Origin of the sequence: Stenotrophomonas sp. VV52 (assembly GCF_002893095.1) — a bacterium.
GTDB classification, from domain to species: domain Bacteria; phylum Pseudomonadota; class Gammaproteobacteria; order Xanthomonadales; family Xanthomonadaceae; genus Stenotrophomonas; species Stenotrophomonas aracearum.
In genome coordinates, this window is the sequence record NZ_PKQQ01000003.1 from 40,490 (window position 1) to 66,530 (window position 26,041).

A 26,041-nucleotide genomic window follows, 5' to 3' on the forward strand; every position below is an offset into this window, starting at 1 on the left:
GACAGTTTCATTGCCCGCCCGGCGGTTCAACCGCCGTGCGCCCCTGCCCTGCCCGGAGTCCCCAGCATGAAGTGGTTCCAGAATCTGCCCATCAGCCGCAAGCTCGCGGTCGGGTTTGCCCTTACCACCTTGATGACGATCGGGCTGGGCGTGTTTGCGCTGCTGCGCCTGAACGGCGCGAATGCCGAGCTGGCCGAGATGTCCAGCAACGACATCCCCTCGGTGCAGCACCTGGGCGAAGTGCGCGCGCAGCTCGGCGAGTTCCGCACCTTCGAACTGGCGCAGCTGAGCATGCTCGACCAGCCCGACAAGGTCGCCGACTACAACACGCGCATGGACGCCACCGCCAAGACCGTGCGTGACGAACTCAACGCCTACGCCGCGCTGCCGGCCGGCGACCAGGAAAAGGCGCTGTACCGCAAGGTCGCCGCCGACCTGGAGGTCTACTTCGCGGCCAACGCCGAAATGCGCGCCGCCGGTGCCGCCGGCGACGCCGTGCTGGCCCGGCAGATCTCCGATGACAAATCACGCCCCGCCCGCCGCACCATGTTCGAGGACCTCAAGACCCTCGGCGCGTTCAGCAGCGGCCTGATGCTGGAAAAGATCGACGAGGCCAACACCACCCATCGCAACAGCGTGATCGCCATCATCACCACCGTCTCGCTGCTGGCCCTGCTGGCCATCGCGATGGGCGTGGTGATCGCGCGCGCCATCACCGGTCCGATCCGCCAGGCCATGCACGCCATCCAGTCGGTGGCGCGTGGCGACCTGTCGGTCAACATCGCCTCCAGCACCACCGCCGATGAAGCCGGTCGCATGCTCGCGGCCACCCGCGACATGACCCTGATGCTGCGCCGCTACTCCAGCGAAACCCAGCAGATGGTCGAAATGCACGCCGGCCCGGACATCAGCCACCGCATTCCGGAAGATTTCCCGGGCGTGTACGGCCAGCTGGCGGTCGGCGTGAACACGGTGATCTTCGAACACCTCGATTCGATCCGCGACGCCATCGACGTGCTCAACCAGTACGCGGCCGGCGACCTGTCCAGGGATGCACGCCGCCTGCCCGGCACCCGCGCGATCCTGCACGAATCGATGGACGCGGCCAAGGCCAGCCTGCTGGCCATCAACACCCAGATCCAGGCCCTGGCACAGGCCGCAGCCGCCGGCGACTTCAGCCAGCGCGGCGACGCGCAGCGCTTCGACCACGACTTCAAGGTCATGATCGAGCACCTCAACACCATGATGGAAGTGGCCGACGGCAACCTCTCGCAGCTGTCGCGCCTGCTCCAGGCCATTGCCAACGGCGACCTCACCGCGCGCATGCACGGCCAGTTCCACGGCGTGTTCGCCAGCATGCGCGACGACGCCAACACCACTGTCGCGCAGCTGACCCAGATCGTCAGCCGCATCCAGCACGCTTCCGGCAGCATCAGCACTGCCGCCGGTGAGATCGCCTCGGGCAACAACGACCTGTCGCGCCGTACCGAACAGCAGGCGGCCAATCTGGAAGAAACCGCCGCCTCGATGGAAGAACTCACCTCCACCGTGCGCCAGAACGCCGAACACGCACGCCAGGCCAACCAGCTCGCCATCGGCGCGCACTCGGTGGCCTCGCAGGGCGGTGACGTGGTCGGCAAGGTGGTCAGCACCATGCACGAGATCGACGCGTCCTCGCGCCGCATCGCCGACATCATCACCGTCATCGACGGCATCGCCTTCCAGACCAACATCCTGGCCTTGAACGCTGCAGTCGAAGCCGCCCGCGCCGGCGAGCAGGGCCGCGGCTTCGCCGTGGTCGCCTCCGAAGTGCGCACCCTGGCCCAGCGTTCGGCCAGTGCCGCCAAGGAGATCAAGGGCCTGATCGACGAATCGGTCGGCAAGGTCGCCGAAGGTTCGGCCCTGGTCAACCAGGCCGGCGCCACCATGGACGAGATCGTGGCCTCGGTACAGCGCGTGACCGACATCATGGCCGAGATCTCCGCCGCCTCGCAGGAACAGTCGGCCGGCATCGAACAGGTCAACCAGACCGTCATGCAGATGGACGAAACCACCCAGCAGAATGCCGCGCTGGTCGAAGAAGCCACTGCCGCCGCACGCTCCATGGAAGAACAGGCCGGCCACCTCACCGATGCGGTCGCCCTGTTCAAGCTGGAAGGCCAGGCCGTACCGACCGTGGTCGCAGCCGCACCGGCCACCCGCCAGCGGACAACGACCCCGCCGCGTACCCCGGCGGCTCCCGCCCGCCGCGCCGCCGTGCGCGAACCGGCGCTGGCCAGCGAAGGCGACTGGCAGGAGTTCTAAGCCACTGCCCTGGCGACAGGCCCCACGACACCCCGCTCCGGCGGGGTGTCGTGTTTACCGATGCACACATTGCCTCTACATTATTGTGATCTGCTGCCGATAAACGGACAGAGACCTGATTTCGCAAGAAATCTGTACCCGCCCAACGCAGCAGAGTCCATGTCCGAAGGCAGCCTTGACGCACACAACGACGCCCACGCCGTCCACGACGACGGCGCGGATGATCGCTACCTGGTCCGCAATCCCCGGCAGATCCGCCAGCTGCTGCAGGCGCTGATCGACCAGCGTTCGCTGCTCACCGCGCACCTGGGTGGGCGCGACCAGTCGTTCCCCACTGCCATCCTCGAGCTGGACGAAGACGACGACACCCTGCTGCTCGACGGCAGCCCCTCCGAACCGGCCAACCGCGCCGCCGAAGAGGCCGGCCACCTGCTCTGTTTCGCCCAGCTGGACCGGGTCATGGTCCGCTTTCGCCTGGACCACCTGGAACGCACCGGCGGCTACGGGCACGTCGCCTTCCGCGTTCCCTTCCCGACCGAACTGGTGCACCTCCAGCGCCGCGAACTGTACCGCCTGGAAACCCCGGTCACCGACTCCCCGCACCTGCTGTTCCCGGTCAACGAAGACCGCAGCGAAGCCCTGCACCTGCGCGTAGTGGACATCAGCGGCGGCGGCCTGGCCGTCACCGTCCCGGTCAACTGCAACGCCTTCTCGATCCAGAAGCGCTACGACGCCCGCCTGGACATGCCCGAGACCGGCCCCCTGCAGGTCTCCCTGATCGTCTGCAACCAGCTCTCGCTCAAGCTCCCCAATGGCGTGGAAATGAAGCGCATCGGCATGCGTTTCGACGGCCTGCCCCGCGGCGGCGACAGCGCCATCCAGCGCTACATCTTCCGCATCGACCGCCAGCGCAGCGCCCGCAAGAACGGGGAATGACCCCCTAAAGACTCCGGAATCCAAGCCGATAAAAGCGTGACGCCCCGGTTTTTCCGACCGCCACGCCCGACCCAGGATTCCTTCCATGAACGACAGCAACCCCAACGCCGCCAGCAGCGGTGGCGAGTACCTCAGCTTCACCCTCGGCGCCGAGCACTACGGCGTGGACATCCTCAAGGTCCAGGAAATCCGCGGCTACGATTCGGTCACCCGCGTCCCCGATGCCCCCGACTACATCAAGGGCGTGATCAACCTGCGCGGCACCATCGTCCCGGTCATCGACCTGCGCCTCAAGCTGCGCCTGGATGAAGCCCGCTACGACGCCTTCACCGTCATGATCGTGCTCAACGTCGACAACCGCGTCGTCGGCATCGTCGTCGACAGCGTCTCCGACGTCATCCCGCTCAACGCCGACCAGATCCGCCCCACCCCCGAATTCGGCGCCGCCGTCGACACCCGTTTCATCTCCGGTATCGGCACCCAGGACGACCGCATGCTGATCCTGCTCGACATCGAAACCCTGCTCGACAGCGCCGACATGGGCCAGCCGAACGCCGTCGAAGACGCCGCCGCCTGATCCGGACAAAAAAGTTCTTCAGTTCTGTCGCAAAAGGCCGATAGCTGGAATCAGGTACCACCATTCATAGTCCCCCGGAGAATTTCCCGATGAAGTCCCTCTTTGCCGTGTTCTCGGCTGCCGTCCTGGCCGCTTCCGCCTCCTCCGCCTTCGCCCAGTCCGCCGAGATGATCCCGCCGGAGCTGGCCCCGCGCTCGGTCGGCAAGGACGGCATGGTCTGCGGCAAGGTCGAAAAGGCCCGTTATGCCGAAGGCTCCGAAGGCCAGCCGACCTTCCTGTACATGGGCGGCGCCTTCCCGCGCCACACCTTCTCGGCCCGCATCGCCGGTGCCAACCGCAGCAAGTTCAGCTTCCCGCTGGAAACCCTGGAAGGCAAGACCGTGTGCGTGATCGGCAAGATCGCCCGCGACGCCTCGCGCGCTGAAATCGAAGTCAGCTCGCCGGCTGGCCTGAAGCTCGCCAACATCAAGTAATCGACCCATGCCCCGCCACGCCGGCCCGCGCCGGCGTGGCTGCTGCAACCGGGCCTGAGACCCGGGCGCGTCTGCCACAGGAGAGTGCACCACCATGCAATGGATCAAGAACCTCAAACTGATGCCGAAGTTGATGCTGACTTTTGGCGTCATCCTGCTGGTGATGCTGCTGCAGGGCGTGGTCGCCTATCGCGGCCTGCACTCCCTCAACAACGTGACCACCGAACTGGCCGGCAACCGGATGGAAAGCATCCGCATGGCCGGCGAAATGCGTGGCATGCTCGGTGAATACCGCAACTCGGCCTACCAGGGCCTGATCCGCGCCAGCGACGACGTCAAGGCCGAAGCCAAGACCCGCGCCAAGGACCTGCGCGGCAAGATCGACGCCTCGATCAAGAAGTACCCCGCGCTGATCGACAGCCCCCAGCAGAAGAAGCTGTTCGACGCCTTCGCCAAGGACTGGACCGACTCGCTCGCCTCCTACGACGCCGTCACCGAAATGCTCGAGCTCGACCTGCCGGACGATGCCATCGACACCTTCGTCGGCGAAACCCGCACCAAGCACCTCAAGGCCGCCACCGCGCTTGAGACCCTGATTGCCGAAGACAACCGCCTCGCCCGCGCCTCACGCGAAGAGGCCGAATCGACCTACGCCACCTCCGCCACCCTGACCGTCATCGCCCTGCTCGGCGGCGCCGCGCTCGGCCTGGTGCTGGTCTACCTGTTCGCCCGTTCGCTGGTCGGCGCCGTCCGTGGCGCGGTCTCGGTCTCCAACGAGGTGGCCGGCGGCAAGCTCGATGGCCATATCGACGTCACCCGCCAGGACGAAGTCGGCGAGCTGATGCAGGCCATGCAGCGCATGCAGCGCGACCTGCGCGAACGCACCGAAACCGAACAGGCCGTGGCCCGCGAGAACCTGCGCATCCGTACCGCGCTGGATTACAGCTCCACCGGCGTCTACCTGACCGACAACCACCTCAACATCGTCTACGCCAACCGCGCCCTGGAACAGACCCTGTCCCAGTACCAGGACGACCTGCGCGCCAGCCTGCCGGACTTCGACGCCGGCACCAGCCTGGTCGGTCGCCCGCTGACCGTGCTCGAGCACCGTGGCGAAATGGACGCCAACCTGCTGGCCAACCTCAAGCAGCACGGCGTTGCCCGTCGCGCCATGCAGTTCGGTGACGCCCAGTTCGCCCAGGTGGTCTCCACCATCCGCAACGAAGAAGGCGAGAGCGTCGGCCACGTGGTCGAATGGCGCGACCGCACCCCCGAAGCGCTGGTCGAAGCCGAAGTGGCCCGCGTGATCGCCCAGGCCGCCGCCGGCGACCTGTCCGGCCGCATCAGTGCCGAAGGCAAGGACGGCTTCTTCCTGCAGCTGGCGCAGCAGATCAACGGCCTGCTCGACGCCAACGCCTCGAGCATCGAACAGATCTCCGGCCTGCTCACCGCGCTGTCGCAGGGCGACCTGACCGTGCGCATGCACGGTGAGTTCGAAGGCGTGTTCGCCACCATGCGCGACGACGCCAACGCCACCGCCGAACAGCTCAGCGGCATCGTCACCAAAATCAAGCAGTCCAGCCGGGCGATCAGCACCGCCGCCAGCGAAATCGCCAGCGGCAACAGCGACCTGTCGCGCCGTACCGAACAGCAGGCCGCCAACCTGGAAGAAACCGCCGCCTCGATGGAGGAACTGACCTCCACCGTGCGCCAGAACGCCGAACACGCCCGCCAGGCCAACCAGCTCGCCATCGGCGCGCACACGGTCGCCTCGCAGGGTGGCGACGTGGTCGGCCAGGTGGTCACCACCATGAGCGCGATCCAGACCTCGTCCAAGAAGATCGCCGAAATCATCTCGGTGATCGACGGTATCGCGTTCCAGACCAACATCCTGGCGCTGAACGCCGCGGTGGAAGCGGCGCGTGCCGGCGAACAGGGCCGCGGCTTCGCCGTGGTCGCCTCCGAAGTACGTACCCTGGCCCAGCGTTCGGCCGGTGCGGCCAAGGAGATCAAGGGCCTGATCGACGATTCGGTCGGCAAGGTCAATGACGGCTCGGCCCTGGTCCACAAGGCCGGCGCCACCATGGGCGAGATCGTCGCCTCGGTGCAGCGCGTCACCGACATCATGGCCGAGATCTCCGCCGCTTCGCAGGAACAGTCGGCCGGCATCGAACAGGTCAACCAGACCGTGGTGCAGATGGACGAAACCACCCAGCAGAACGCCGCGCTGGTGGAAGAAGCCACCGCTGCCGCCCGCGCCATGGAAGAACAGGCCGGCCACCTCAGCGACGCCGTCTCGATCTTCCGCCTCGACGAGCATGAAGTGCTGGCGCCGGCACCGGTCGCTGCACCCGCACCGCGCGTTGCCGCCCGCCCGGTGGTTGCCGCTGCACCGGCACGCAAGCCGGCCAGCCGTGCGGTTGCCGCCGAACTGGCCGAAGGCGACTGGCAGGAGTTCTAAGCGCTACTCACTCGCGTGACGCGCAACAGACCAGGCCCCGGTGCGCATGCACCGGGGCCTTTTCATATCCCAGGCTGAATGCGCTCAGCTCGCACACCTCAATCCGACGCGTCCGCGGCCGATAACTCCTTTGCCGTCCCCTGTATGTCGACGGCATGCCCCCGCAGCAGAAGACCCGAATACATGAATCTCGCCAGCCGCTTCTCCAACCTCTCCGTCCGGGGCAAGCTCAACCTGCTCACCGCCCTGATCGCGCTTGGCGTGATCGTCCTTGCCATGATCGCCGCCCGCATCCAGTACCTGGACCTGGCCGAAACGCGCAAGGAGAGCCTGAAGACCCAAGTCGAACTCACCTACGGCATCCTGGACCACTACAAGCGCCTGACCGAGAGCGGCGAACTCACCGAAGAAGCGGCCAAGAGCGCTGCCCTGCAGGCCCTGCACAGCATGCGCGGCGACAACGACGCGGCGTACTACAACGTGCTGGCCACCGACTACACCCTGCTGATGCACCCGTTCGCGCCCGACCGCGTCGGCAAGGTGCAGAAGGACTACGTCTCCAAGGACGGCGTGCCGCTGTACCGGCAGCAGGTGGACCTGGCCAAGCAGAGCGGCGGCTTCACTTACTACTCGACCACCAAGCCCGGCAACGGCGAGGCCCTGATCGAAAAGGCCACCTACGCCGGCATGTATGCACCGTGGCAGTGGGTGGTCACCAGCGGCGTGTACATGGACGACGTGCAGTCCGACGCGCTGGCCTTCACCGGCATCATGGCCGGCAGCGGCGGCGCCGTGGTGCTGCTGGTGCTGGCCCTGAGCTGGCTGATCGGCAACCGCATCACCGGGCCGCTGCGCCAGGCCACCAGCGTGGCCGAGAGCATCGCGCGCGGCAAGCTGGACAGCCGCATCGGCGTGCAGGCCCAGGACGAACCCGGCCGCCTGCTGGAAAGCATGGGCCGCATGCAGCAGCAGCTGCACGCGGTGATCGGCGCCCAGCGTGAAATGGCCAGCCAGCACGACGCCGGCCAGACCGGCTACCGCATGGACGAAGCCGCCTTCCCGGGCGAGTACGGCCTGATGGTGCATGAAACCAACACCCTGGTCGGCGCGCACGTGCAGACCATGCAGGAGGTGCTGGCCGTGGTCCAGCGCTACGCCATCGGCGACCTGAGCGCCGACATCGCCCGTTACCCGGGCGACAAGGCCGCGATCAGCACCACCGTCGACGCGGTCAAGCACAACCTGGCCAGCATCAACGCCGAGATCAAGCGCCTGGGCGCCGCGGCCGCTGCAGGCGATTTCAGCCAGCGCGGCGACAGCGACCGCTTCGACCACGACTTCGCGCAGATGATCGCCAGCCTCAACGCGATGATGCAGGTCAGCGACGACAACCTCGGCAAGCTATCGCAGCTGCTCTCGGCGATCGCCGAAGGCGACCTCACCGCGCGCATGCACGGCGACTACCAGGGCGTGTTCGCGACCATGCGCGACGACGCCAACGCCACCGTCGCGCAGCTGACCCAGATCGTCGGCCAGATCCAGCAGGCCGCCGGCAACATCAACCTGGTCGCCGGCGAGATCGCCACCGGCAACAGCGACCTGTCGCGCCGTACCGAGCAGCAGGCCGCCAACCTGGAAGAAACCGCCGCCTCCATGGAGGAGCTGACCTCCACCGTGCGCCAGAATGCCGAACACGCGCGCCAGGCCAACCAGCTCGCCATCGGCGCGCACAGCGTCGCCTCGCAGGGCGGTGAAGTAGTCGGCCAGGTGGTCACCACCATGAGCGCGATCGAAGCCAGCTCCAGGCGCATTGCCGAGATCATCTCGGTGATCGACGGCATCGCCTTCCAGACCAACATCCTGGCCCTGAACGCCGCGGTGGAAGCGGCGCGTGCCGGCGAACAGGGCCGCGGGTTCGCCGTGGTCGCCTCCGAAGTGCGCACCCTGGCCCAGCGTTCGGCGGGTGCCGCCAAGGAGATCAAGGGCCTGATCGACGACTCGGTGGCCAGCGTGGCCGACGGCTCGGCGCTGGTGCACAAGGCCGGCACCACCATGGGCGAGATCGTCGCCTCGGTGCAGCGCGTGAACGACATCATGGCCGAGATCTCGGCGGCCTCGCAGGAGCAGTCGGCCGGCATCGAACAGGTCAACCAGACCGTGGTGCAGATGGACGAAACCACCCAGCAGAACGCCGCACTGGTGGAAGAAGCCACCGCCGCCGCCCGCGCCATGGAAGAACAGGCGACCCAGCTGGCCGACGCCGTCTCGATCTTCCGCCTCGACAACCAGGTCGCCAACGCGGTCAGCGCGGTCGCCGCACGCGTCGCACCGCCTGCACCACTGCGCAGCGTAAAGCCAGTTGCGACCACGTCGTCTCCCGGCGCGCGTGCGCCCCGCACTACGCCGACCGACGACAACAACTGGCAGGAATTCTGAGGTAGAGCGGAGCTCTGCTCCGCTTCCATCCGCCCCCCATTCTCCCGAGCGCGCCCGTGACCACGCCAACCGCCCCTGCCTCCGCCAGCACGCCCCACGGTCGCGAATTCGAGTTCGCCGACCGCGACTTCCGCCGGATCTGCGACCTGATCTACCAGCGTGTCGGCATCTCGCTGGCCCCGGCCAAGCGCGACATGGTCTACGGTCGCCTCTCTCGGCGCCTGCGCGCGCTCGGCCTGCGCAGCTTCCAGGACTACCTGGACCAGCTCGAAAGCCAGGGCGGCGATGAATGGCAGGCGTTCACCAACGCGCTGACCACCAACCTCACCGCGTTCTTCCGTGAACCGCACCACTTCGAAAAGCTCGACGCCGAACTGCGCGCACGTACCGGCCACGGCACCCTGCAGTTGTGGTCGTGCGCCGCCTCCACCGGTGAAGAGCCCTACTCGATGGCGATCACCGCCTGCGAAGCGTTTGGCACCCTGAAGCCACCGGTGCGGATCCTGGCCACCGACGTCGACACCCAGGTGTTGGCCACCGCCAGCAAGGGTGTCTACGCCATCGACCGCGTCTCCGGGCTCGATCCGGCGATCAAGAAGCGCTACTTCCAGCGCGGCAGCGGCCCCAACGAAGGCCAGTGCCGCGTGCATCCGGCCCTGCGCGAGCTGATCGACTTCCGCCCGCTCAACCTGCTGGCGCCGCGCTACGACGTCGGCGGCCCGTTCGACGCCCTGTTCTGCCGCAACGTCATGATCTATTTCGACAAGCCCACCCAGCGCGGCATCCTCTCGCGGCTGATCCAGCACATGGGCGACGACGGCCTGCTCTACACCGGGCATTCGGAGAACTACCTGCACGCCGCCGACCTGATCCAGCCGTGCGGCCGGACCCTCTACAAGCGCGCTCCCGGAGCCCCGGCATGAACCTCGCCGCCCGCACCGACGAGGTGATGCGTTACTACGACAGCCGCTTCAAGGTCACCGCCGCCAAGCTGCTGCCGACCCAGTACCTGGTGGTCGACGATGAAACCGCACTCACCACCACCCTGGGATCGTGCGTGGCCGCGTGCCTGCGCGACCCTGTGCTCAAGATCGGCGGGATGAACCACTTCCTGCTGCCCGAAGGCAACGTCGGCGACGGCGCACCGGCCCGCTACGGCAGCTACGCCATGGAACTGCTGATCAACGACCTGCTCAAGCGTGGCGCACACCGCAAGCGCCTGGAAGCCAAGGTGTTCGGCGGCGCCAACGTGCTCAAGGGCTTCACCAGCAATCCGGTCGGCACCCGCAATGCCGAGTTCGTGCGCCAGTACCTGCAGGCCGAGCACATTCCGGTGCTGGCCGAAGACCTGTGCGGCATCCACCCGCGCAAGGTGTGGTTCTTCGCCGACACCGGCCGCGTGGTGGTGCAGCGCCTGCCGCATGCGCACGAAGCCGAAGTGGCCGCGACCGAATCGGCGGTACGTGCACGCCTGTCGCGTGCCCCGGTCACCGGTGGCGTGGAGCTGTTCGAATGATCAGTGGTTCGCCCGTACGTGTATTGATCGTGGACGACTCCGCCGTCGTGCGGCAGATGTTGAGCGAGATCCTCGCCAGCGACCCTGGCATCGAGGTGGTCGGCACCGCCGCCGACCCGCTGCTGGCGCGCGAGAAGATCAAGCGCCTCGCGCCCGACGTCATCACCCTGGATGTGGAAATGCCGCGCATGGACGGGCTGGCGTTCCTGGAAAACCTGATGCGCCTGCACCCGTTGCCGGTGGTGATGATCTCCTCGCTCACCGAGCGTGGCGCCGACACCACCCTGCAGGCGCTGGCCCTGGGCGCGGTGGACTTCATTTCCAAGCCCAAGCTGGACGTCGCGCGCGGCCTGCAGGGCTATGCCGAAGAAATCATCGCCAAGGTCAAGATGGCCGCGCGCTCACGCGTGCGCACCCTGGCTCGCCCGATCGCCCCGCGCGTCACGCTCGACGCCGTGGCGCCCTCGCCCACCCGTTCCATCCAGTTCCGCACCACCGACCGCCTGATCGCCATCGGCGCCTCCGCCGGCGGCACCGAAGCGCTGCGCGTGGTGCTGGAAGGGATGCCGGCCGACGCGCCGGCCGTGGTGCTCACCCAGCACCTGCCCGCCACCTTCAGCACCGCCTTCGCCGAACGCCTGGACCGCCACTCGGCGATGTCCGTACGCGAAGCCAGCGACGGCGAAGCCGTGCTGGCCGGCCACGCCTACCTGCCCCCGGGCGGCAAGCACCTGCGCGTGATCCGCGACGGCGCCCGCTGGCGCTGCCGCATCGACGACGGCCCGGCGGTGAACCGGCACAAGCCGGCCGTGGATGTACTGTTCCGCTCCGTGGCGGAAAGCGCCGGTGCCAATGCCATCGGCGCGATCCTCACCGGCATGGGCGACGACGGCGCGCGCGGGCTGCTGGAGCTGAAAAATGTCGGCGCCCCAACTCTCGTCCAGGACGAAGCAACCAGCGTGGTCTGGGGCATGCCGGGAGCGGCGTTCAAGCTGGGTGCGGCGGAAGAGCAGGTGCCACTGGAGCGAATCGCGGAGCGCCTGATGGCACTCGCACGGGGAGCCTGACGCCACCCCGGCGGTCGATCGGGATGCGACCCTACCGCCGGGGTCGCTGCGCTGATGCCATCACGGCCAATACAACCGCATCGGGTTGTCTACCAACAACCTCCGTTGCAACTCCCCGGTCACCGCAATCCGCGGAATCACATCAACCAGCGCCCCGTCATCGGGCATGTGCGACTTCAGGTTCGGGTGCGGCCAATCCGTACCCCACAGCACCCTGTCCGGGAACTGCTCCACAAGATGCTTCGCGAACGGCACCACGTCGTCGTAGCGCGGCGGACCGGATCTCGAGAGGCGCTCAGGGCAACTGACCTTGGTCCAGACGTTCGGATGCTCGCGCATCAATCGCACGAAACGCTGGAACTCAGGCCCCTCAACGGGCTGGGTGACATCCGGGCGTCCCATATGGTCCACCACCACCGTGGTCGGCAGCGACGTGAAGAAGTCCCACCGCTCTGCCAGGTCCGCCGCCTCGAAATACACCACCACGTGCCAGCCCAGCGGCGCGATCCGCTCGATGATCGCGCGGTAATACGCATCCGGCTTCGGGTCCACCAACCGCTTCACGAAATTGAAGCGTACGCCGCGAACACCGGCCTCATGCAGCTCGCGCAGCTCCACGTCGGTCACGGTATCGCGCACCGTCGCCACGCCCCGCGCCAAGCCATCCGAATTGCGCAGCGCATCCACCAGCGCGCTGTTGTCAGCACCATGGCAGGTCGCCTGCACGATCACGTTGCGGCTGAAGCCGAGGTGGTCGCGCAATGCGAACAACTGCTCCTTGCCCGCATCGCACGGCGTGTACTTGCGCTCCGGCGCGTACGGAAACCGGTTGCCCGGGCCGAACACATGGCAGTGCGCATCCACCGCGCCCGGCGGCGGCACGAATGTCGGCCGACTCGGTTCAGGGCAGAAGTCCAGCCAGTCCGCATCTTTCACGAAGTCGCTCATTACAGCCCCCTCGCCTTCAGTTGTGCGTCCAGGCGCGGGTACACGCGCCTGGCATTGCCCGACAGCACCTTGGCGCGGTCGTCGGCCGACAACCCCAGCGCCTCCACATAACGCAGCGTGTCATCGAAGAACTGTCCCGTCTCCGGGTCGATCCCGCGCACCGCGCCCACCATTTCAGAGCCGAACAGGATGTTGTCGATGTCGATCACCTTGAACAGCAGGTCGATGCCCGGCTGATGGTATACGCAGGTATCGAAGAATACGTTCTTCATCACATGTTCGCTCAGCGGCGGCTTGCCCAGCATGTCTGCCAGCCCACGGAAGCGGCCCCAGTGGTACGGTACCGCGCCACCCCCATGCGGGATGATGAAGCGCAGGGTCGGGAAGTCGCGGAACAGGTCGCCCTGCAGGAACTGCATGAACGCGGTGGTGTCGGCGTTGAGGTAGTGCGCGCCGGTGGCATGGAAGTTGGCGTTGCAGCTGCCCGACACATGCACCATCGCCGGCACGTCCAGCTCGACCATCTTCTCGAAGAACGGGTACCAGGCGCGGTCGGTCAACGGCAGCCCGGTCCAGTGCCCGCCGGACGGATCCGGATTGAGGTTGCAGCCGACGAACCCCAGCTCGTTCACGCAGCGCTCCAGCTCGGCGATCGAATGGGCGATCGGCACCCCCGGCGACTGCGGCAGCTGGCACACCCCGATGAAGGTCTCCGGGTACAAGCGCACAACCCGCGCGATCAGGTCGTTGCAGCGGCGGGTCCATTCGGCGCTGACCGCTTCGTCGCCGATGTGATGGGCCATGGTGCTGGCCCGCGGCGAGAAGATGGTCATGTCCGCGCCGCGCTCGCGCAGCAGGCGCAGCTGGTTGGATTCAACGCTTTCGCGCAGCTCGTCGTCGCTGATCTCCGGGTAGACCGGCGCCGGCAGGGTCGGATCGTTGAAGTGCGCTACCTGCGCCTTGCGGAACGCGTCATGGCTGGCGGGAGCGGTGGTGTAGTGACCGTGGCAGTCGATGATCATGGGAGGCCTCGTGGGGGAGGAGTTACCAGCCGAACAGCTGGGCGAAATGGACGTCCACGCGCAGGCCGACGATCAGCGCATCGGGAATGTCGGTGGTCCGCGTGGGCGCGTAGATCGGGTCGGGGTTGACCACGTACTGCAGGTTCGGCATCAGCCGGATTCCCTTGTGCACGGCCCAGCCGTAGCTGAGCTCGGCGATGATTTCATCGGCGCTGGGCGCGCCGGTGCCGCCATTGCGTGCGCGCCGGTCGCGCAGGAAGCCGATCTGCTGATCGCTGAAGTGGGTGTTGGAGACGAACATCGCCAGCGTGTCCTGGTCGCGGCCAGCAAACGTACCGGTCTTGACGAACCCGGCCGAGACGAACTGGTCCACCGGCGCTTCGTTGCCGGTGTTGACGTAGGCACGGGCGAACAGCGCCAGGTTGCGCTTGCCTTCACCGCGCCACACGGTCTGGTCGGCCATGCCGAACCAGCCGGCGCGCGACCCGTCCTGCATCGCCGTGGGCCGACCGCTCAGCGCCGCCGAGTTGCCGTTGGCATCGTAGTAGGGACTCTTGCCGCCGTCGCTGTTGCGGTACATGCCGAGCCGGTAGGCGCGCGGCAGGCGGTCATTGGCGAAGCTGGTCTGGTAACCGACTTCGTAGGCGGTGATGGTACCGGTGCCCTCGCCCACCGAGAAATCCAGGCCGTTCTTGCCGGCCTTGTTCAATTCGTTGTTGTAGTCGAACGCGCCGCCCTGCACATACCAGCGATCATTCACGTCGTAGCGCAGGATCCCGGCCCAGGACGAGTTCGGATAGGCGGTGATGCCAAGATCGGTGATCGCGCCATACGGCGTCAGGCACATCGCATTGCTCATGAACACGCAGTTGAGCGGCGAGTTGTTGAAGTAGCTGTTCACCGGCGCGCGGCCGGCGGTGATGCTCAGGCCATTGTCGAAGCGGTGGCGCACGGTCAACCGGGTCAGGCGCCCGCCGGCCACCGGCCGCCAGGTCTGCTGCGCGCTGATCGAATTGCCGATCTTCTCGCGGGCCAGGTTGCGTCCGGCAAACCAGGCCCATTGCGCGTCCACGTCGGTGTTGTGAACGCCGAACAGCGCGTCCAGGTCGAACTTCGACTGCGCCATGATCCAGTAGGAGCCCTCGGTTCCCTGCTCGACGCCGCCTACCGGGTTGGAGGCGACGTTGCCGACGACATCCAGGGTCAGATCGACGCCCTTCGGCAGCGTGCCCTGGGCGGCCGCAGGAGCGGCCAGTGCCGCGCTCAACAACAGCGCCAGCGTGGTGTGGTGAATGGTGGACATGATCTCTCCCTCCCCGGTGCGGTAACACCGGGTTCAATGCACTCTCAGGTGGCGCCGCCAGCACGCGGCAGCGCGTCGGTCAGGCTTCGCGCACGCCCAGGTGGCGCAGGCGGGCACGGCGGGTGCCGATCTGTTCGGCCATCACCTTCTCGTCCAGCTTGCCTTCCCACTTGGCGATCACCAGCACCGCGATCGCGTTGCCGACCAGGTTCACGAAGGTCAGCCCTTCGGCCAGGATGCGGTGGATGCCGAGGATCAGCGCGATGCTGGCCACCGGGATCGTGCCTGTCGTGCCCAGCGTGGCGGCCAGTACCACGAACGCCGCGCCGGCCACGCCTGCCGCGCCTTTGGAGGTGAGCAGCAGCACCGCGATCAACCCCAGCTGGTGCCACACGGTGAGCTCGGTGTTGGTCGCTTGTGCCAGGAACAGTGCGACCGTGGTCAGGTACAGGCAGGTGCCGTCCAGGTTGAACGAGTACCCGGCGGGAATCACGAAGCCCACCACGCTCTCCTCGCAGCCCAGCTTCTTCATCTTCTCGATCAGGCGCGGCAGCACCGTTTCGGTCGACGTGGTGGCCGCGACGATCACAATCTCATCGCGCAGGTAGGCCAGCAGGCGCCACAGGCTGGCCCCGGTCCACCAGCACACCGCGCCCAGCACGAACACGGTGAATGCCGCGCAGACCACGAAGAACTCGATGATCAGCTCGCCCAGCGACAGCAGCGACCCGGCGCCGAACTGACCCACGGTGAAGGCGATGGCGCCGAACGCACCGATCGGCGCGAAGTACATGATGTAGCCGATGATCTTGAACAAAGCACTGGACGTGCCTTCGATCACCTTCATCACGGGCGCACCGCGCTCGCCGACCGAGGCCAGCGCCACCCCGAACAGCACCGCCACGAACAGCACCTGCAGCACGTGCGCTTCGGTGAACGCACTGACCAGGGTGTTGGGAATGATCGCCATGATGTACGCCACGATCGACTGGTCGTGCGCGGTGTGCACATAGCCCTGGATGCTGGCCATGTCGATGGTGGCCGGGTCGATGTTCATGCCGGCGCCCGGTTGCCACAGATCGACCGCGACCAGCCCGACGATCAGTGCCAGGATGGTGATGACCTCGAAATAGATCAGCGACTTCAGCGCCAGGCGACCCACGCTGCGCATGTCGCGCATGCCGGCGATGCCATGCACCACCGTCACGAAGATGATCGGTCCGATCATCATCCGGATCAGCTTGATGAACGCGTCGCCGAACGGCTTCATCGCCGAGCCCCAGTCCGGCTGCAGCCAGCCCAGCACCACGCCGATCACGGTGCCGGCCAGCACCTGGAACCACAATTGGCCGAATACGCCGAAGCGGCCCTGCCGCTTCTCAACAACTGTCATGACAACCCTCCCAGGTCACAAGAATAAAGACGACGCGCCTATTCAGTCGAACGCGCCGTTCAACCGAATAGAACGCCGTCAAAGAGCTTTCGCGCGGTGCGCAGGATCGCCGCAGCCGTTACCTGCCCCGCCGCATCCCGCTCCAGCACGCAGCCGGTGCTGCCGCTGGGGTGTTCGATATCCAGCTGCAGCGGGCTTCCGTCCGCCACGGTGGCCAGCGCGCTGGCCGGCGACCCGGGCAACAGGCAGGCGGTCGCCACGGTCACCGCCCCGAGCACACCGATGGAGGCATGGCAGCGGTGCGGTATGAACGAGCGCACGCAGATCGCCCCGCCTTCGCGCGGCGCTGTCACCAGCATCATTTTCGGTACGGACTGCGCGGTGACATCGCCGAGGTTCATCAACGGGCCGGCCTGCAGCCGGATCGCCTCCAGGCGCGCCTTCAGTACCTCGTCGGCATCGAGCGTTGCGCGGTCTTCGTAACCGGTTACGCCCACATCGCTGGCCCGCAGCACCACGCAGGGCATGCCATTGTCGATCAGCGTCACCTGCACCCCGTCGATGACATCGCAGGCCTGTCCCGTAGGCAGCAGCGCGCCACAGCTGGACCCGGCGATATCGGCAAACGTCAGCGGGATCGGCGCGGCCGTGCCCGGCACGCCATCGATCCGCGCTGGACCGTCGTAGCGCACCTTGCCGCCAGGGGTCGGCACGTTGGCCGTGGCCAGCTTGCCGGTGTTGACCATGAAGATCCGCACGTCGGTGGACGCCGCTTTTGCGGACACAAGACCACGCTCGATCGCGAACGGCCCCACGCCGGCCAGCAGGTTGCCGCAGTTCTGCGCATCGCTGACCACGGCTTCATCGACGAACACCTGCAGGAACAGGTAATCGACATCCGCATCGGATCGGGTGGACGCCGATACCACCGCAACCTTCGAGGTCAACGGATCCGCGCCGCCCATGCCATCGATCTGGCGCGGGTCCGGCGAGCCAAAGGCACGCAACAGGAACGCATCACGGTCCGCAGCTGTCGGCGGCAGCTCGTCGGCAAGGAAGTACCCGCCCTTGGAGGTGCCCCCACGCATCCACATCGCGCGCACGCCGTCATTCATAGCGCAGGCCCTTTGCCGCCAGGCGTTCGCGCATCGCATAGATGTCCAGGCCCAGCTCGCCCTTGGCCAGGCGCTCGCGCTTCTCCGCTTCGCGCGCCTCACGGGCCTGGGCTTCGGCAGCCACGCGCACCGCGTCGGCGCGCGGCACGATGCAGACGCCATCATCGTCGGCGATCACCACGTCACCCGGGTGCACCAGCGCGCCGCCGCAGACCACCGGCACGTTCACCGAGCCCAGGGTCTCCTTCACCGTGCCCTGCGCGTGTATCGCCCGGCTCCAGACTGGAAAGCCCATCGCGGCCAGGTCGCGCACGTCGCGCACACCGGCGTCGATCACCAGGCCCTGGCAGCCGCGCACCTGCGCCGACGTGGCCAGCAGATCGCCGAAGTAGCCATCGGTGCAGTCGCTGGTCGGCGCCACCACCAGCACATCGCCTTCGCGAAGCTGCTCGATGGCCACGTGCATCATCCAGTTGTCGCCCGGCGGCACCGACACCGTGATGGCGCTGCCGGCAATGCGGGCGCCGCTGTAGATCGGGCGCAGCCGCGGGTGCAGCAGGCCACTGCGGCCCTGGGCTTCGTGCGCGGTGGCAACACCGGCCTGGGCGAGAACCTGGATCGCGCCGGCAGCGGCGCGTTCGACATGGGTGACGACGCGGGACATCCATCCATCCTTCAATGACGATGATGCAGTCTTGTCCGGCAGCGCCCACCCCTCAAGATCGTTTTCCGCAACAGCCATTGGGTTTGGTTATAGTTGATCCATGAATCGAGCCGTTGAGCTGAACCTGAAGCACCTGCACGCCCTCGTCGCGGTGCACCGCCACGGCGGCATCAGTGCGGCGGCGCCACAGGTGAACCTGTCGCAACCCGCATTGACCCAGGCCATCGCGCGGCTGGAGACCCAGCTCGACGCCACCCTGTTCGACCGCCAACCCGGCGGCATGGCGCCCACCGAAGCGGCCGAGCTGCTGGTGCCGCGCATCGAGCGCGCGTTGGGGTATATCGCCGATGGCGTCCGCGTGGCACGCCGCGCGCACCGCCTGCCCGCGCTGCCGGCAGTGGAGCGGCGGGTAACACTGGGCCAGCTGCGGGCGCTGGTTGCCGTGGATGCGGCGGGCAGTTTCACGCTCGCAGCGGCGCGCTCTGGCATTTCACAACCCGCGATCTACCGTGCCGTTCACGAGCTGGGCACGGCCATCGAGACCCCGCTGACCGAACGCCATGGCAAGACAGTACAGACCACCCCGGCGGCCACGCGCATGCTTCGACTGGTGCGGCTGGCCCTGTCCGAACTGGCTGCGGGCATCGATGAAGTGGCGCTGCTTCGCTCCGAACAAGGCGGCCGTGTCACGCTGGGCGTCATGCCGCTGGCCCGCGCCATCCTGCTGCCGCAGGTACTGGCGCGCTTTGCACGCGCCCACCCCGGCGCATCGGTGAACGTCATTGAAGGACCGTATGCAGAGCTGCTGGGCGACCTGCGCGCAGGGAGCCTGGACCTGTTGATTGGCGCCATGCGCGACAGCCTGCCGGTGCGCGACATCGCGCAGGAAGGCTTGTTCGACGACGAACCGGTGATCGTGGCGCGCACGGGCCACCCGCTGGCCGGCGCAACGCCGCCCGCGTTCGATCAGCTGCTGGCGTACCCGTGGGTGATCGCCGCCACCGGCGCACCGGTACGCGCCCGCTGGGAACGCATGTTCCGCCAGCACGGGCACGAACCGCCGCGGCTGCGCATCGAATGCGGCTCGGTGCTGATCACCCGCGGCCTGCTGCTGGAAGACGACTGGCTGACCCTGATGTCACGCGACCAGTTCGTCATCGAACGCCGCGCCGGCCTGCTCTGCGAAATCGCCAGCGCTGGCGATGACCTGCGCCGCCGCATCGGCCTCACCACGCGCGCCGACTGGCACCCCACCCGCCTGCAGCAGGCGTTCGTGGACACCTTCCGCGCGGTCTGTGCAGAACGGAGCAATGACAGCGATACCACCTGGCCTTTTCGTTATCCGGCGCGAGGAACATCGGTTCAATAAAAAACCCCCGGTTCGCACCGGGGGTTCTTCGTTCAACACATCAACCGATCACGAAACTCAGGCGGCGACCGTCTTGGCCACGTCCTGGTATTCCTCGATCTGGTCGAAGTTCATGTAGCGGTAGATCTCCTTGCCGCTGGCATCCAGCACGCCGATGTCGGCCATGTACTCGGTCTTGGTCGGAATGCGGCCCAGGCGCGAGCAGATCGCGGCCAGTTCGGCCGAACCCAGGTACACGTTGGAGTTGCGGCCCAGGCGGTTCGGGAAGTTGCGGGTCGAGGTCGAGAACACGGTCGCGCCTTCGCGCACCTGTGCCTGGTTGCCCATGCACAGCGAGCAGCCCGGCATTTCCATGCGTGCACCGGCGGTGCCGAAGGTGCCGTAATGGCCTTCCTTGGTCAGCTCCGAGGCATCCATCTTGGTCGGCGGGGCCACCCACAGCTTGGTCGGGATGTCGCGCTTGCCTTCCAGCAGCTTCGCAGCGGCGCGGAAGTGACCGATATTGGTCATGCACGAACCGATGAAGACTTCATCGATGGCCGCACCGGCCACGTCCGACAGCGTCTTGACGTCGTCCGGATCGTTCGGGCAGGCCACGATCGGCTCGTGGATGTCGGCCAGGTCGATTTCGATGACCGCAGCGTATTCGGCGTCGGCATCCGGTTCCAGCAGCTCCGGGTTGGCCAGCCACGCTTCCATCTTCTCGATGCGGCGCGCCAGCGAACGGGCGTCCTGATACCCCTCGGCAATCATCCACTTCAGCAGCGTGATGTTGCTGGTGAGGTACTCGATGATCGGTTCCTTGTTCAGGTGCACCGAGCAACCGGCAGCCGAGCGCTCGGCCGAGGCGTCGGACAGTTCGAACGCCTGCTCCACCTTCAGGTCCGGCAGGCCTTCGATTTCCAGGATGCGGCCGGAGAAGATGTTCTTCTTGCCAGCCTTGGCCACGGTCAGCAGGCCCGACCTGATCGCGTACAGCGGGATCGCGTTGACCAGGTCACGCAGGGTCACGCCCGGCTGCATCTGGCCCTTGAAGCGCACCAGCACCGATTCGGGCATGTCCAGCGGCATCACGCCGGTGGCGGCGGCGAACGCGACCAGGCCCGAGCCGGCCGGGAACGAAATGCCCACCGGGAAACGGGTGTGCGAGTCGCCGCCGGTGCCGACGGTGTCGGGCAGCAGCATGCGGTTGAGCCAGCTGTGGATCACGCCGTCGCCCGGACGCAGCGACACGCCGCCACGGGTGGAGATGAATTCCGGCAGGGTGTGGTGGGTCTTGACGTCGACCGGCTTCGGGTACGCCGCGGTGTGGCAGAACGACTGCATCACCAGGTCGGCCGAGAAGCCCAGGCAGGCCAGGTCCTTCAGCTCGTCGCGGGTCATCGGGCCGGTGGTGTCCTGCGAGCCCACCGAGGTCATCTTCGGTTCGCAGTAGGTGCCCGGGCGCATGCCCTGGCCTTCCGGCAGGCCACAGGCGCGGCCGACCATCTTCTGCGCCAGCGAGAAGCCCTTGCCGGTGTCGACCGGCTGCACCGGCAGGCGGAACAGATCGGTCGGGGCCAGGCCCAGCGCTTCGCGCGCCTTGCCGGTCAGGCCGCGGCCGACGATCAGCGGAATGCGGCCACCGGCGCGCACTTCGTCGAACAGCACTTCGGACTTCACTTCGAATTCGGCGATCACTTCGCCGTTCTTCAGTGCCTTGCCTTCGTACGGACGCAGCTCGACGACATCGCCGTGCTCCATCTTGGTCACGTCCAGCTCGATCGGCAGTGCGCCAGCGTCTTCCATGGTGTTGTAGAAGATCGGGGCGATCTTGCCACCCAGGCACACGCCGCCGGCGCGCTTGTTCGGGATGTACGGAATGTCATCGCCGGTCCACCACAGCACGCTGTTGGTCGCCGACTTGCGCGAGGAACCGGTGCCGACCACGTCGCCCACGTAGGCGACCAGGTGGCCCTTGTCCTTGAGCGAGAGGATCTGCTGGATCGGACCGCGCTTGCCGTCTTCTTCCGGCGTGAACGCGGCGTCGTCGCGCTTGTTCTTCAGCATCGCCAGCGCGTGCATCGGAATGTCCGGGCGGGTGGTGGCGTCCGGAGCCGGCGACAGGTCGTCGGTATTGGTTTCGCCCGGCACCTTGAACACGGTGACGGTCATGCTCGCGGCCACTTCCGGCTTGCTGGTGAACCACTCGGCATCGGCCCAGCTCTGCAGCACGGCCTGTGCGTTGGCGTTACCCGCCTTGGCCTTTTCCTGCACGTCGTGGAAGGCGTCGAACACCAGCAGGGTGTGCTTCAGCGCATCGGCGGCAATGGTGCCGACGCTGGCATCGTCCAGCAGCTGCACGAGCGGCGCAACGTTGTAGCCGCCCAGCATGGTGCCCAGCAGTTCGGTGGCGCGCTCGCGCGAAATCAGCGCATTGGTTTCGCTGCCGAAGGCGATCGCGGCCAGGTACGAGGCCTTGACCTTGGCCGCGTCGTCGACGCCGGCCGGAACGCGGTGGGTCAGCAGCTCGACCAGGAAGTCGGCTTCACCGGCCGGCGGGTTCTTCAGCAGTTCGATGACGTCGGCCGTCTGCTGGGCGTTCAGCGGCAGCGGCGGGATGCCAAGCGCGGCGCGCTCGGCTACGTGGTGGCGGTAGGCTTCCAACATGACAACTCCCGGGTGATTCTCGAAGAATGCGATTGAATGAAACGGTTGAAAAAAGAGGGCTCAGGCGTTTGGCACGATCAGCTTCAGGCCCTTGAAGTAGTCGCGGTAAAACTTGTCGTTCCAGGTGATCAGGCCGTCGCACTGCAACAGCGCGTGCGCGCCGACCATGAAGTCGTCCAGGCTGCGCCGGCTGTCCCCGCGCTGGCGATGGCGGCGGTGCATCTCGCCCGCGCGCAGCGCCGACTTGGCTTCCAGCGCGTTGAAATGGACACCCATTTCCTCCAGCGCTTCCAGCACCTCGGCGCCGCCGCGCAGGCTCGCACAGACTTCGGCGAGGGTCGCCCCGCACACCACCACCTTGCCGCCGACCAGGCTCTGGCGCAGGCAGGCCTCCACGGCATCGGCCTGCGGACCATTGCTCAGCAGCTCGACCAGTACCGGGGAATCGACGGCGATCATCCTGGCTTATCCCTCGTCGCGCACGGCGCGCACGGCCGCCTCGGCCGACTCGAAGCCGTCCAGCGAGAACTTGCCGCGCGCCCTTGAAATGGCATCGTCAACACTCTTGCGCAGGATGATGCGGCTGCCGTCGAGCTCCACCTTCAGCTGGGTGCCCTTGGTCAGGCCGAGCGCGTCGCGGACCGCCTTGGGCAAGGTGATCTGTCCGCGTTCTGCAACGGTGGCTTCCATCGGTAGGCCCTCCAAAGTATGTACGAATTATACATACTTGACCCCGCATACTTCTGCCCGAGCCTGTTCAGCCTCGCCGCCTCCAACCGGCCAAGGCCCTGCCACACCAATGACACAGGCGATACATAGGTATAGGTAGCCTGAGGCCCTGCCGAAGACCGGCGCGTGGCTGAAGGGTTCATACTGGTTCCCACTGCCGGCGCCTGGCCTCCGGCAACCGCAAGCAGGCCCCCGGGCCACTGCAAGCCATCCGCAAGAGGAGTTTCCCCGCATGAGCGACTCGTTCTCCACCCGCAGCCAGCTGGACGTCGGCGGCACCACCTACGACTACTTCAGCCTGCCCAAGCTCGGACAGCAGTTCGACATCTCCCACCTGCCCTATTCGATGAAGATCCTGCTGGAGAACCTGCTCCGGCACGAGGACGGCGGCGCCACCGTCGGCCGCGATCACATCGAAGCGGTGGCACGCTGGAACCCGGCCGCCGAGCCGGACATCGAAATCGCCTTCATGCCGGCCCGCGTGGTCCTGCAGGACTTCACCGGCGTGCCCTGCGTGGTCGACCTGGCCGCCATGCGCGACGCCGTGGTCAAGCTGGGCGGCCGCCCGGAACAGATCAACCCGCAAATCCCCTCCGAGCTGGTCATCGACCACTCCGTGCAGGTCGACGTGTTCGGCACCCCGGACGCACTCGACCTGAACGGCAAGATCGAGTTCCAGCGCAACCAGGAGCGCTACGGTTTCCTGCGCTGGGGCCAGAAGGCGTTCGACAACTTCAAGGTGGTGCCGCCGAATACCGGCATCGTCCACCAGGTGAACCTGGAAAACCTCGCGCGTGTCGTGATGACCGCAGACAAGGACGGCAAGGCGGTCGCCTACCCCGATACCGTGTTCGGCACCGACAGCCACACCACGATGATCAACGGCATCGGCGTGCTCGGCTGGGGCGTGGGCGGCATCGAGGCCGAAGCGGCCATGCTCGGCCAGCCCTCCTCCATGCTGATCCCGCAGGTGGTGGGCTTCAAGCTCACCGGCCGCCTGCCCGAAGGCGCGACCGCCACCGACCTGGTGCTGACCGTCACCCAGATGCTGCGCAAGCACGGGGTGGTCGGCAAGTTCGTCGAGTTCTTCGGCGAAGGCCTGCAGCACCTGCCGCTGGCCGACCGCGCCACCATCGGCAACATGGCGCCCGAGTACGGCGCCACCTGCGGCATCTTCCCGATCGACAACGAATCGCTGAACTACCTGCGCCTGTCCGGCCGCAACGAAGAACAGATCGCGCTGGTCGAAGCCTACGCCAAGGCCCAGGGCCTGTGGCACGACGCCACCACCGCCCATGCCAGCTACAGCGCCACGCTGGAACTGGACATGGGCGAGGTCAAGCCGTCGCTGGCCGGTCCCAAGCGCCCGCAGGATCGCGTGCTGCTGCAGGACGTCAAGCAGAACTACCGCGACAACCTGGGTGGCCTGACCACCAATCGCGACAAGCGCAGCGACGACGTTTCCAAGTTCGTCAACGAAGGCGGCGGCGCTGCGGTCGGCAACGAACAGCTGGCCAAGGGCTACGCCGATGTCGACCTGGACGGCACCCGTTTCCGGCTCAAGGACGGTGCCGTGGTCATCGCCGCCATCACCTCCTGCACCAACACCTCCAACCCGGCGGTGATGATCGGTGCCGGCCTGCTCGCCCGCAACGCGGCGGCCAAGGGCCTGGACCGCAAGCCGTGGGTGAAGACCTCGCTCGGCCCGGGTTCGCGCGTGGTCACCGACTACCTTGAAAAGGCCGGCGTGCTCACCGAGCTGGAAAAGGTCGGCTTCTACGTGGTCGGCTACGGCTGCACCACCTGCATCGGCAATTCCGGCCCGCTGCCCACCGAAGTCAGCGCCGGCATCGCCAGTGGCGACCTGGTGGTGACCTCGGTGCTGTCGGGCAACCGCAACTTCGAGGGCCGCGTGCACCCCGAAGTGAAGATGAACTACCTGGCCAGCCCGCCACTGGTGGTGGCCTACGCCATCGCCGGCACCACCGACATCGACCTGACCACCGAACCGCTCGGCACCGGCAGCGACGGCCAGCCGGTGTACCTGCGCGACATCTGGCCGAGCAACAAGGAAATCGGCGATGTCATTGCCGCGACCATCGGCCCGGAGATGTTCAAGCAGAACTACGCCGACGTGTTCAAGGGCGACAGCCGCTGGAACACCATCCAGTCGCCCGACGGCGACCTGTACGAATGGGACGGCAGCTCCACCTACATCAAGAACCCGCCCTACTTCGACGGCATGACCATGCAGGTCGGCCACATCGACGACGTGCACGGCGCCCGGGTGATGGGCCTGTTCGGCGACTCGATCACCACCGACCACATCTCCCCGGCCGGCAACATCAAGAAGGACTCCCCGGCGGGCCGCTTCCTGCAGGAGCGCGGCGTGCAGCCGGCCGACTTCAACAGCTACGGCAGCCGCCGCGGCAACGACGACGTGATGGTGCGCGGCACCTTTGCCAACATCCGCATCAAGAACCTGATGTTCGGGGGCGAGGAAGGCGGCAACACCCTGTACTACCCGGCCGGCGGCGGCGAGCCGGAAAAGCTGGCCATCTACGACGCGGCCATGAAGTACAAGGCCGAGGGCGTGCCGCTGGTGGTGTTCGCCGGCAAGGAGTACGGCACCGGCTCCTCGCGCGACTGGGCCGCCAAGGGCACCAACCTGCTGGGCGTGAAGGCGGTGATGGCCGAGAGCTTCGAGCGCATCCACCGTTCCAACCTGGTCGGCATGGGCGTGCTGCCGCTGCAGTTCCAGGCCGGCGAGAACGCCCAGAGCCTGGGCCTGGACGGCTCGGAGAAGGTCGACATCACCGGCCTGGCCGATGGCGCCAGCAAGACCGCCACGGTCACCGCGACCCGTGCCGACGGCACCGTGAAGACCTTCCAGGCCCATGTGATGCTGCTGACCCCCAAGGAAGTGGAGTACTTCAAGCACGGCGGCCTGCTGCAGTACGTGCTGCGCCAGCTGGCGGCCCGCTGAGCCCCCTGCCCCCTTCCATTCAGGAAGGGGGCCTCTCCACGTGGCCTGCACGCTTTATTCACAGGGCCTTCGCGTTTTCCATTCGGACCGGTA

20 protein-coding genes are annotated in these 26,041 nt (G+C 66.8%); 11 read left to right on the plus strand and 9 right to left on the minus strand.

The window, feature by feature from the left end; genetic code table 11:
• Nucleotides 1-66: 66 nt before the first annotated feature.
• The 9 genes from C2U58_RS08745 to C2U58_RS08785 all read left to right on the plus strand — a co-directional run bounded on the left by C2U58_RS08745 (nucleotide 67) and on the right by C2U58_RS08785 (nucleotide 11,770).
• Nucleotides 67-2,304 (plus strand): methyl-accepting chemotaxis protein, encoded by a 2,238-nt coding sequence (locus C2U58_RS08745; protein WP_102945510.1) that lies wholly within the window; start codon nucleotides 67-69, stop codon nucleotides 2,302-2,304.
• Nucleotides 2,305-2,463: 159 nt separating this feature from the next.
• Entirely contained in the window at nucleotides 2,464-3,240 is a 777-nt protein-coding gene (locus C2U58_RS08750; RefSeq protein WP_102945511.1) for a flagellar brake protein, read from the plus strand.
• 85 nt (nucleotides 3,241-3,325) lie between these two features.
• Nucleotides 3,326-3,817 (plus strand): chemotaxis protein CheW, encoded by a 492-nt coding sequence (locus tag C2U58_RS08755; RefSeq protein WP_102945512.1) that lies wholly within the window; start codon nucleotides 3,326-3,328, stop codon nucleotides 3,815-3,817.
• Between the two features lie 167 nt (nucleotides 3,818-3,984).
• On the plus strand, nucleotides 3,985-4,290 hold the full coding sequence (locus C2U58_RS08760) for a hypothetical protein (protein ID WP_253256708.1): 306 nt from the start codon (nucleotides 3,985-3,987) through the stop codon (nucleotides 4,288-4,290).
• 94 nt (nucleotides 4,291-4,384) lie between these two features.
• Nucleotides 4,385-6,751 carry a methyl-accepting chemotaxis protein gene (locus C2U58_RS08765; protein WP_102945514.1) on the plus strand — a complete coding sequence of 789 codons (2,367 nt, stop codon included), beginning with the start codon at nucleotides 4,385-4,387 and terminating at the stop codon, nucleotides 6,749-6,751.
• A 183-nt stretch (nucleotides 6,752-6,934) separates the two neighbouring features.
• Nucleotides 6,935-9,187 carry a methyl-accepting chemotaxis protein gene (locus C2U58_RS08770; RefSeq protein WP_102945515.1) on the plus strand — a complete coding sequence of 751 codons (2,253 nt, stop codon included), beginning with the start codon at nucleotides 6,935-6,937 and terminating at the stop codon, nucleotides 9,185-9,187.
• 56 nt (nucleotides 9,188-9,243) lie between these two features.
• Nucleotides 9,244-10,110 carry a CheR family methyltransferase gene (locus C2U58_RS08775; protein WP_102945516.1) on the plus strand — a complete coding sequence of 289 codons (867 nt, stop codon included), beginning with the start codon at nucleotides 9,244-9,246 and terminating at the stop codon, nucleotides 10,108-10,110.
• Nucleotides 10,107-10,703 (plus strand): chemoreceptor glutamine deamidase CheD, encoded by a 597-nt coding sequence (gene cheD / locus C2U58_RS08780; protein WP_070206795.1) that lies wholly within the window; start codon nucleotides 10,107-10,109, stop codon nucleotides 10,701-10,703. The genes C2U58_RS08775 and cheD overlap by 4 nt, the downstream gene beginning before the upstream one ends.
• The gene (locus tag C2U58_RS08785; protein ID WP_102945517.1) at nucleotides 10,700-11,770 is read left to right on the plus strand and encodes a chemotaxis response regulator protein-glutamate methylesterase; all 1,071 of its coding nucleotides are present in this window, start codon (nucleotides 10,700-10,702) and stop codon (nucleotides 11,768-11,770) included. The genes cheD and C2U58_RS08785 overlap by 4 nt, the downstream gene beginning before the upstream one ends.
• A gap of 60 nt (nucleotides 11,771-11,830) precedes the next feature.
• Here the strand turns inward: C2U58_RS08785 and C2U58_RS08790 are convergent, their stop codons facing one another.
• The 6 genes from C2U58_RS08790 to C2U58_RS08815 form a co-directional block, all read right to left on the minus strand.
• The gene (locus C2U58_RS08790) at nucleotides 11,831-12,718 is read right to left on the minus strand and encodes an amidohydrolase family protein (protein WP_102945518.1); all 888 of its coding nucleotides are present in this window, start codon (nucleotides 12,716-12,718) and stop codon (nucleotides 11,831-11,833) included.
• Complete coding sequence (locus tag C2U58_RS08795; protein ID WP_102945519.1) at nucleotides 12,718-13,740, minus strand: amidohydrolase family protein; 1,023 nt, start codon at nucleotides 13,738-13,740, stop codon at nucleotides 12,718-12,720. The genes C2U58_RS08790 and C2U58_RS08795 overlap by 1 nt, the downstream gene beginning before the upstream one ends.
• A 22-nt stretch (nucleotides 13,741-13,762) precedes the next feature.
• Nucleotides 13,763-15,043 carry a carbohydrate porin gene (locus tag C2U58_RS08800; RefSeq protein ID WP_102945520.1) on the minus strand — a complete coding sequence of 427 codons (1,281 nt, stop codon included), beginning with the start codon at nucleotides 15,041-15,043 and terminating at the stop codon, nucleotides 13,763-13,765.
• Nucleotides 15,044-15,122: 79 nt separating this feature from the next.
• Entirely contained in the window at nucleotides 15,123-16,436 is a 1,314-nt protein-coding gene (gene dctA, locus C2U58_RS08805; RefSeq protein WP_102945521.1) for a C4-dicarboxylate transporter DctA, read from the minus strand.
• A gap of 59 nt (nucleotides 16,437-16,495) precedes the next feature.
• Nucleotides 16,496-17,551 carry a 4-oxalomesaconate tautomerase gene (locus C2U58_RS08810; protein ID WP_102945522.1) on the minus strand — a complete coding sequence of 352 codons (1,056 nt, stop codon included), beginning with the start codon at nucleotides 17,549-17,551 and terminating at the stop codon, nucleotides 16,496-16,498.
• Nucleotides 17,544-18,215 carry a 4-carboxy-4-hydroxy-2-oxoadipate aldolase/oxaloacetate decarboxylase gene (locus C2U58_RS08815; protein WP_102945523.1) on the minus strand — a complete coding sequence of 224 codons (672 nt, stop codon included), beginning with the start codon at nucleotides 18,213-18,215 and terminating at the stop codon, nucleotides 17,544-17,546. The genes C2U58_RS08810 and C2U58_RS08815 overlap by 8 nt, the downstream gene beginning before the upstream one ends.
• Before the next feature lie 100 nt (nucleotides 18,216-18,315).
• On the opposite strand from C2U58_RS08815, the gene C2U58_RS08820 reads away from it, so the two are divergent.
• Nucleotides 18,316-19,584: a LysR substrate-binding domain-containing protein gene (locus C2U58_RS08820; RefSeq protein WP_102945524.1), complete on the plus strand. Its 1,269-nt coding sequence runs from the start codon at nucleotides 18,316-18,318 to the stop codon at nucleotides 19,582-19,584.
• 57 nt (nucleotides 19,585-19,641) lie between these two features.
• Here C2U58_RS08820 and acnB read toward each other — a convergent pair whose 3' ends face one another.
• Genes acnB through C2U58_RS08835 form a run of 3 tightly spaced genes read right to left on the minus strand, consistent with a single transcriptional unit; the run spans nucleotide 19,642 to nucleotide 22,923 of the window.
• Entirely contained in the window at nucleotides 19,642-22,233 is a 2,592-nt protein-coding gene (gene acnB, locus C2U58_RS08825; protein ID WP_102945525.1) for a bifunctional aconitate hydratase 2/2-methylisocitrate dehydratase, read from the minus strand.
• 60 nt (nucleotides 22,234-22,293) lie between these two features.
• Nucleotides 22,294-22,692 carry a type II toxin-antitoxin system VapC family toxin gene (locus tag C2U58_RS08830; RefSeq protein ID WP_070206789.1) on the minus strand — a complete coding sequence of 133 codons (399 nt, stop codon included), beginning with the start codon at nucleotides 22,690-22,692 and terminating at the stop codon, nucleotides 22,294-22,296.
• Between the two features lie 6 nt (nucleotides 22,693-22,698).
• The gene (locus C2U58_RS08835; protein ID WP_070206788.1) at nucleotides 22,699-22,923 is read right to left on the minus strand and encodes an AbrB/MazE/SpoVT family DNA-binding domain-containing protein; all 225 of its coding nucleotides are present in this window, start codon (nucleotides 22,921-22,923) and stop codon (nucleotides 22,699-22,701) included.
• A gap of 271 nt (nucleotides 22,924-23,194) precedes the next feature.
• Here C2U58_RS08835 and acnA point away from each other — a divergent pair, with 271 nt between their 5' ends.
• Nucleotides 23,195-25,948: an aconitate hydratase AcnA gene (gene acnA / locus C2U58_RS08840; RefSeq protein ID WP_102945526.1), complete on the plus strand. Its 2,754-nt coding sequence runs from the start codon at nucleotides 23,195-23,197 to the stop codon at nucleotides 25,946-25,948.
• Nucleotides 25,949-26,041: the final 93 nt, after the last annotated feature.

Bases quoted from the DNA above. Each gene is read 5' to 3' on its own strand.
- C2U58_RS08745 (WP_102945510.1), top strand. From the start codon at position 67: ATGAAGTGGTTCCAGAATCTGCCCATCAGCCGCAAGCTCGCGGTCGGG.
- C2U58_RS08760 (WP_253256708.1), top strand. From the start codon at position 3,985: ATGATCCCGCCGGAGCTGGCCCCGCGCTCGGTCGGCAAGGACGGCATG.
- C2U58_RS08835 (WP_070206788.1), bottom strand. From the start codon at position 22,923: ATGGAAGCCACCGTTGCAGAACGCGGACAGATCACCTTGCCCAAGGCG.
- C2U58_RS08770 (WP_102945515.1), top strand. From the start codon at position 6,935: ATGAATCTCGCCAGCCGCTTCTCCAACCTCTCCGTCCGGGGCAAGCTC.
- C2U58_RS08750 (WP_102945511.1), top strand. From the start codon at position 2,464: ATGTCCGAAGGCAGCCTTGACGCACACAACGACGCCCACGCCGTCCAC.
- C2U58_RS08765 (WP_102945514.1), top strand. From the start codon at position 4,385: ATGCAATGGATCAAGAACCTCAAACTGATGCCGAAGTTGATGCTGACT.
- C2U58_RS08815 (WP_102945523.1), bottom strand. From the start codon at position 18,215: ATGTCCCGCGTCGTCACCCATGTCGAACGCGCCGCTGCCGGCGCGATC.
- C2U58_RS08820 (WP_102945524.1), top strand. From the start codon at position 18,316: ATGAATCGAGCCGTTGAGCTGAACCTGAAGCACCTGCACGCCCTCGTC.
- C2U58_RS08800 (WP_102945520.1), bottom strand. From the start codon at position 15,043: ATGTCCACCATTCACCACACCACGCTGGCGCTGTTGTTGAGCGCGGCA.
- C2U58_RS08785 (WP_102945517.1), top strand. From the start codon at position 10,700: ATGATCAGTGGTTCGCCCGTACGTGTATTGATCGTGGACGACTCCGCC.
- C2U58_RS08810 (WP_102945522.1), bottom strand. From the start codon at position 17,551: ATGAATGACGGCGTGCGCGCGATGTGGATGCGTGGGGGCACCTCCAAG.
- cheD (WP_070206795.1), top strand. From the start codon at position 10,107: ATGAACCTCGCCGCCCGCACCGACGAGGTGATGCGTTACTACGACAGC.
- C2U58_RS08795 (WP_102945519.1), bottom strand. From the start codon at position 13,740: ATGATCATCGACTGCCACGGTCACTACACCACCGCTCCCGCCAGCCAT.
- acnA (WP_102945526.1), top strand. From the start codon at position 23,195: ATGAGCGACTCGTTCTCCACCCGCAGCCAGCTGGACGTCGGCGGCACC.
- dctA (WP_102945521.1), bottom strand. From the start codon at position 16,436: ATGACAGTTGTTGAGAAGCGGCAGGGCCGCTTCGGCGTATTCGGCCAA.
- C2U58_RS08830 (WP_070206789.1), bottom strand. From the start codon at position 22,692: ATGATCGCCGTCGATTCCCCGGTACTGGTCGAGCTGCTGAGCAATGGT.
- C2U58_RS08790 (WP_102945518.1), bottom strand. From the start codon at position 12,718: ATGAGCGACTTCGTGAAAGATGCGGACTGGCTGGACTTCTGCCCTGAA.
- acnB (WP_102945525.1), bottom strand. From the start codon at position 22,233: ATGTTGGAAGCCTACCGCCACCACGTAGCCGAGCGCGCCGCGCTTGGC.
- C2U58_RS08755 (WP_102945512.1), top strand. From the start codon at position 3,326: ATGAACGACAGCAACCCCAACGCCGCCAGCAGCGGTGGCGAGTACCTC.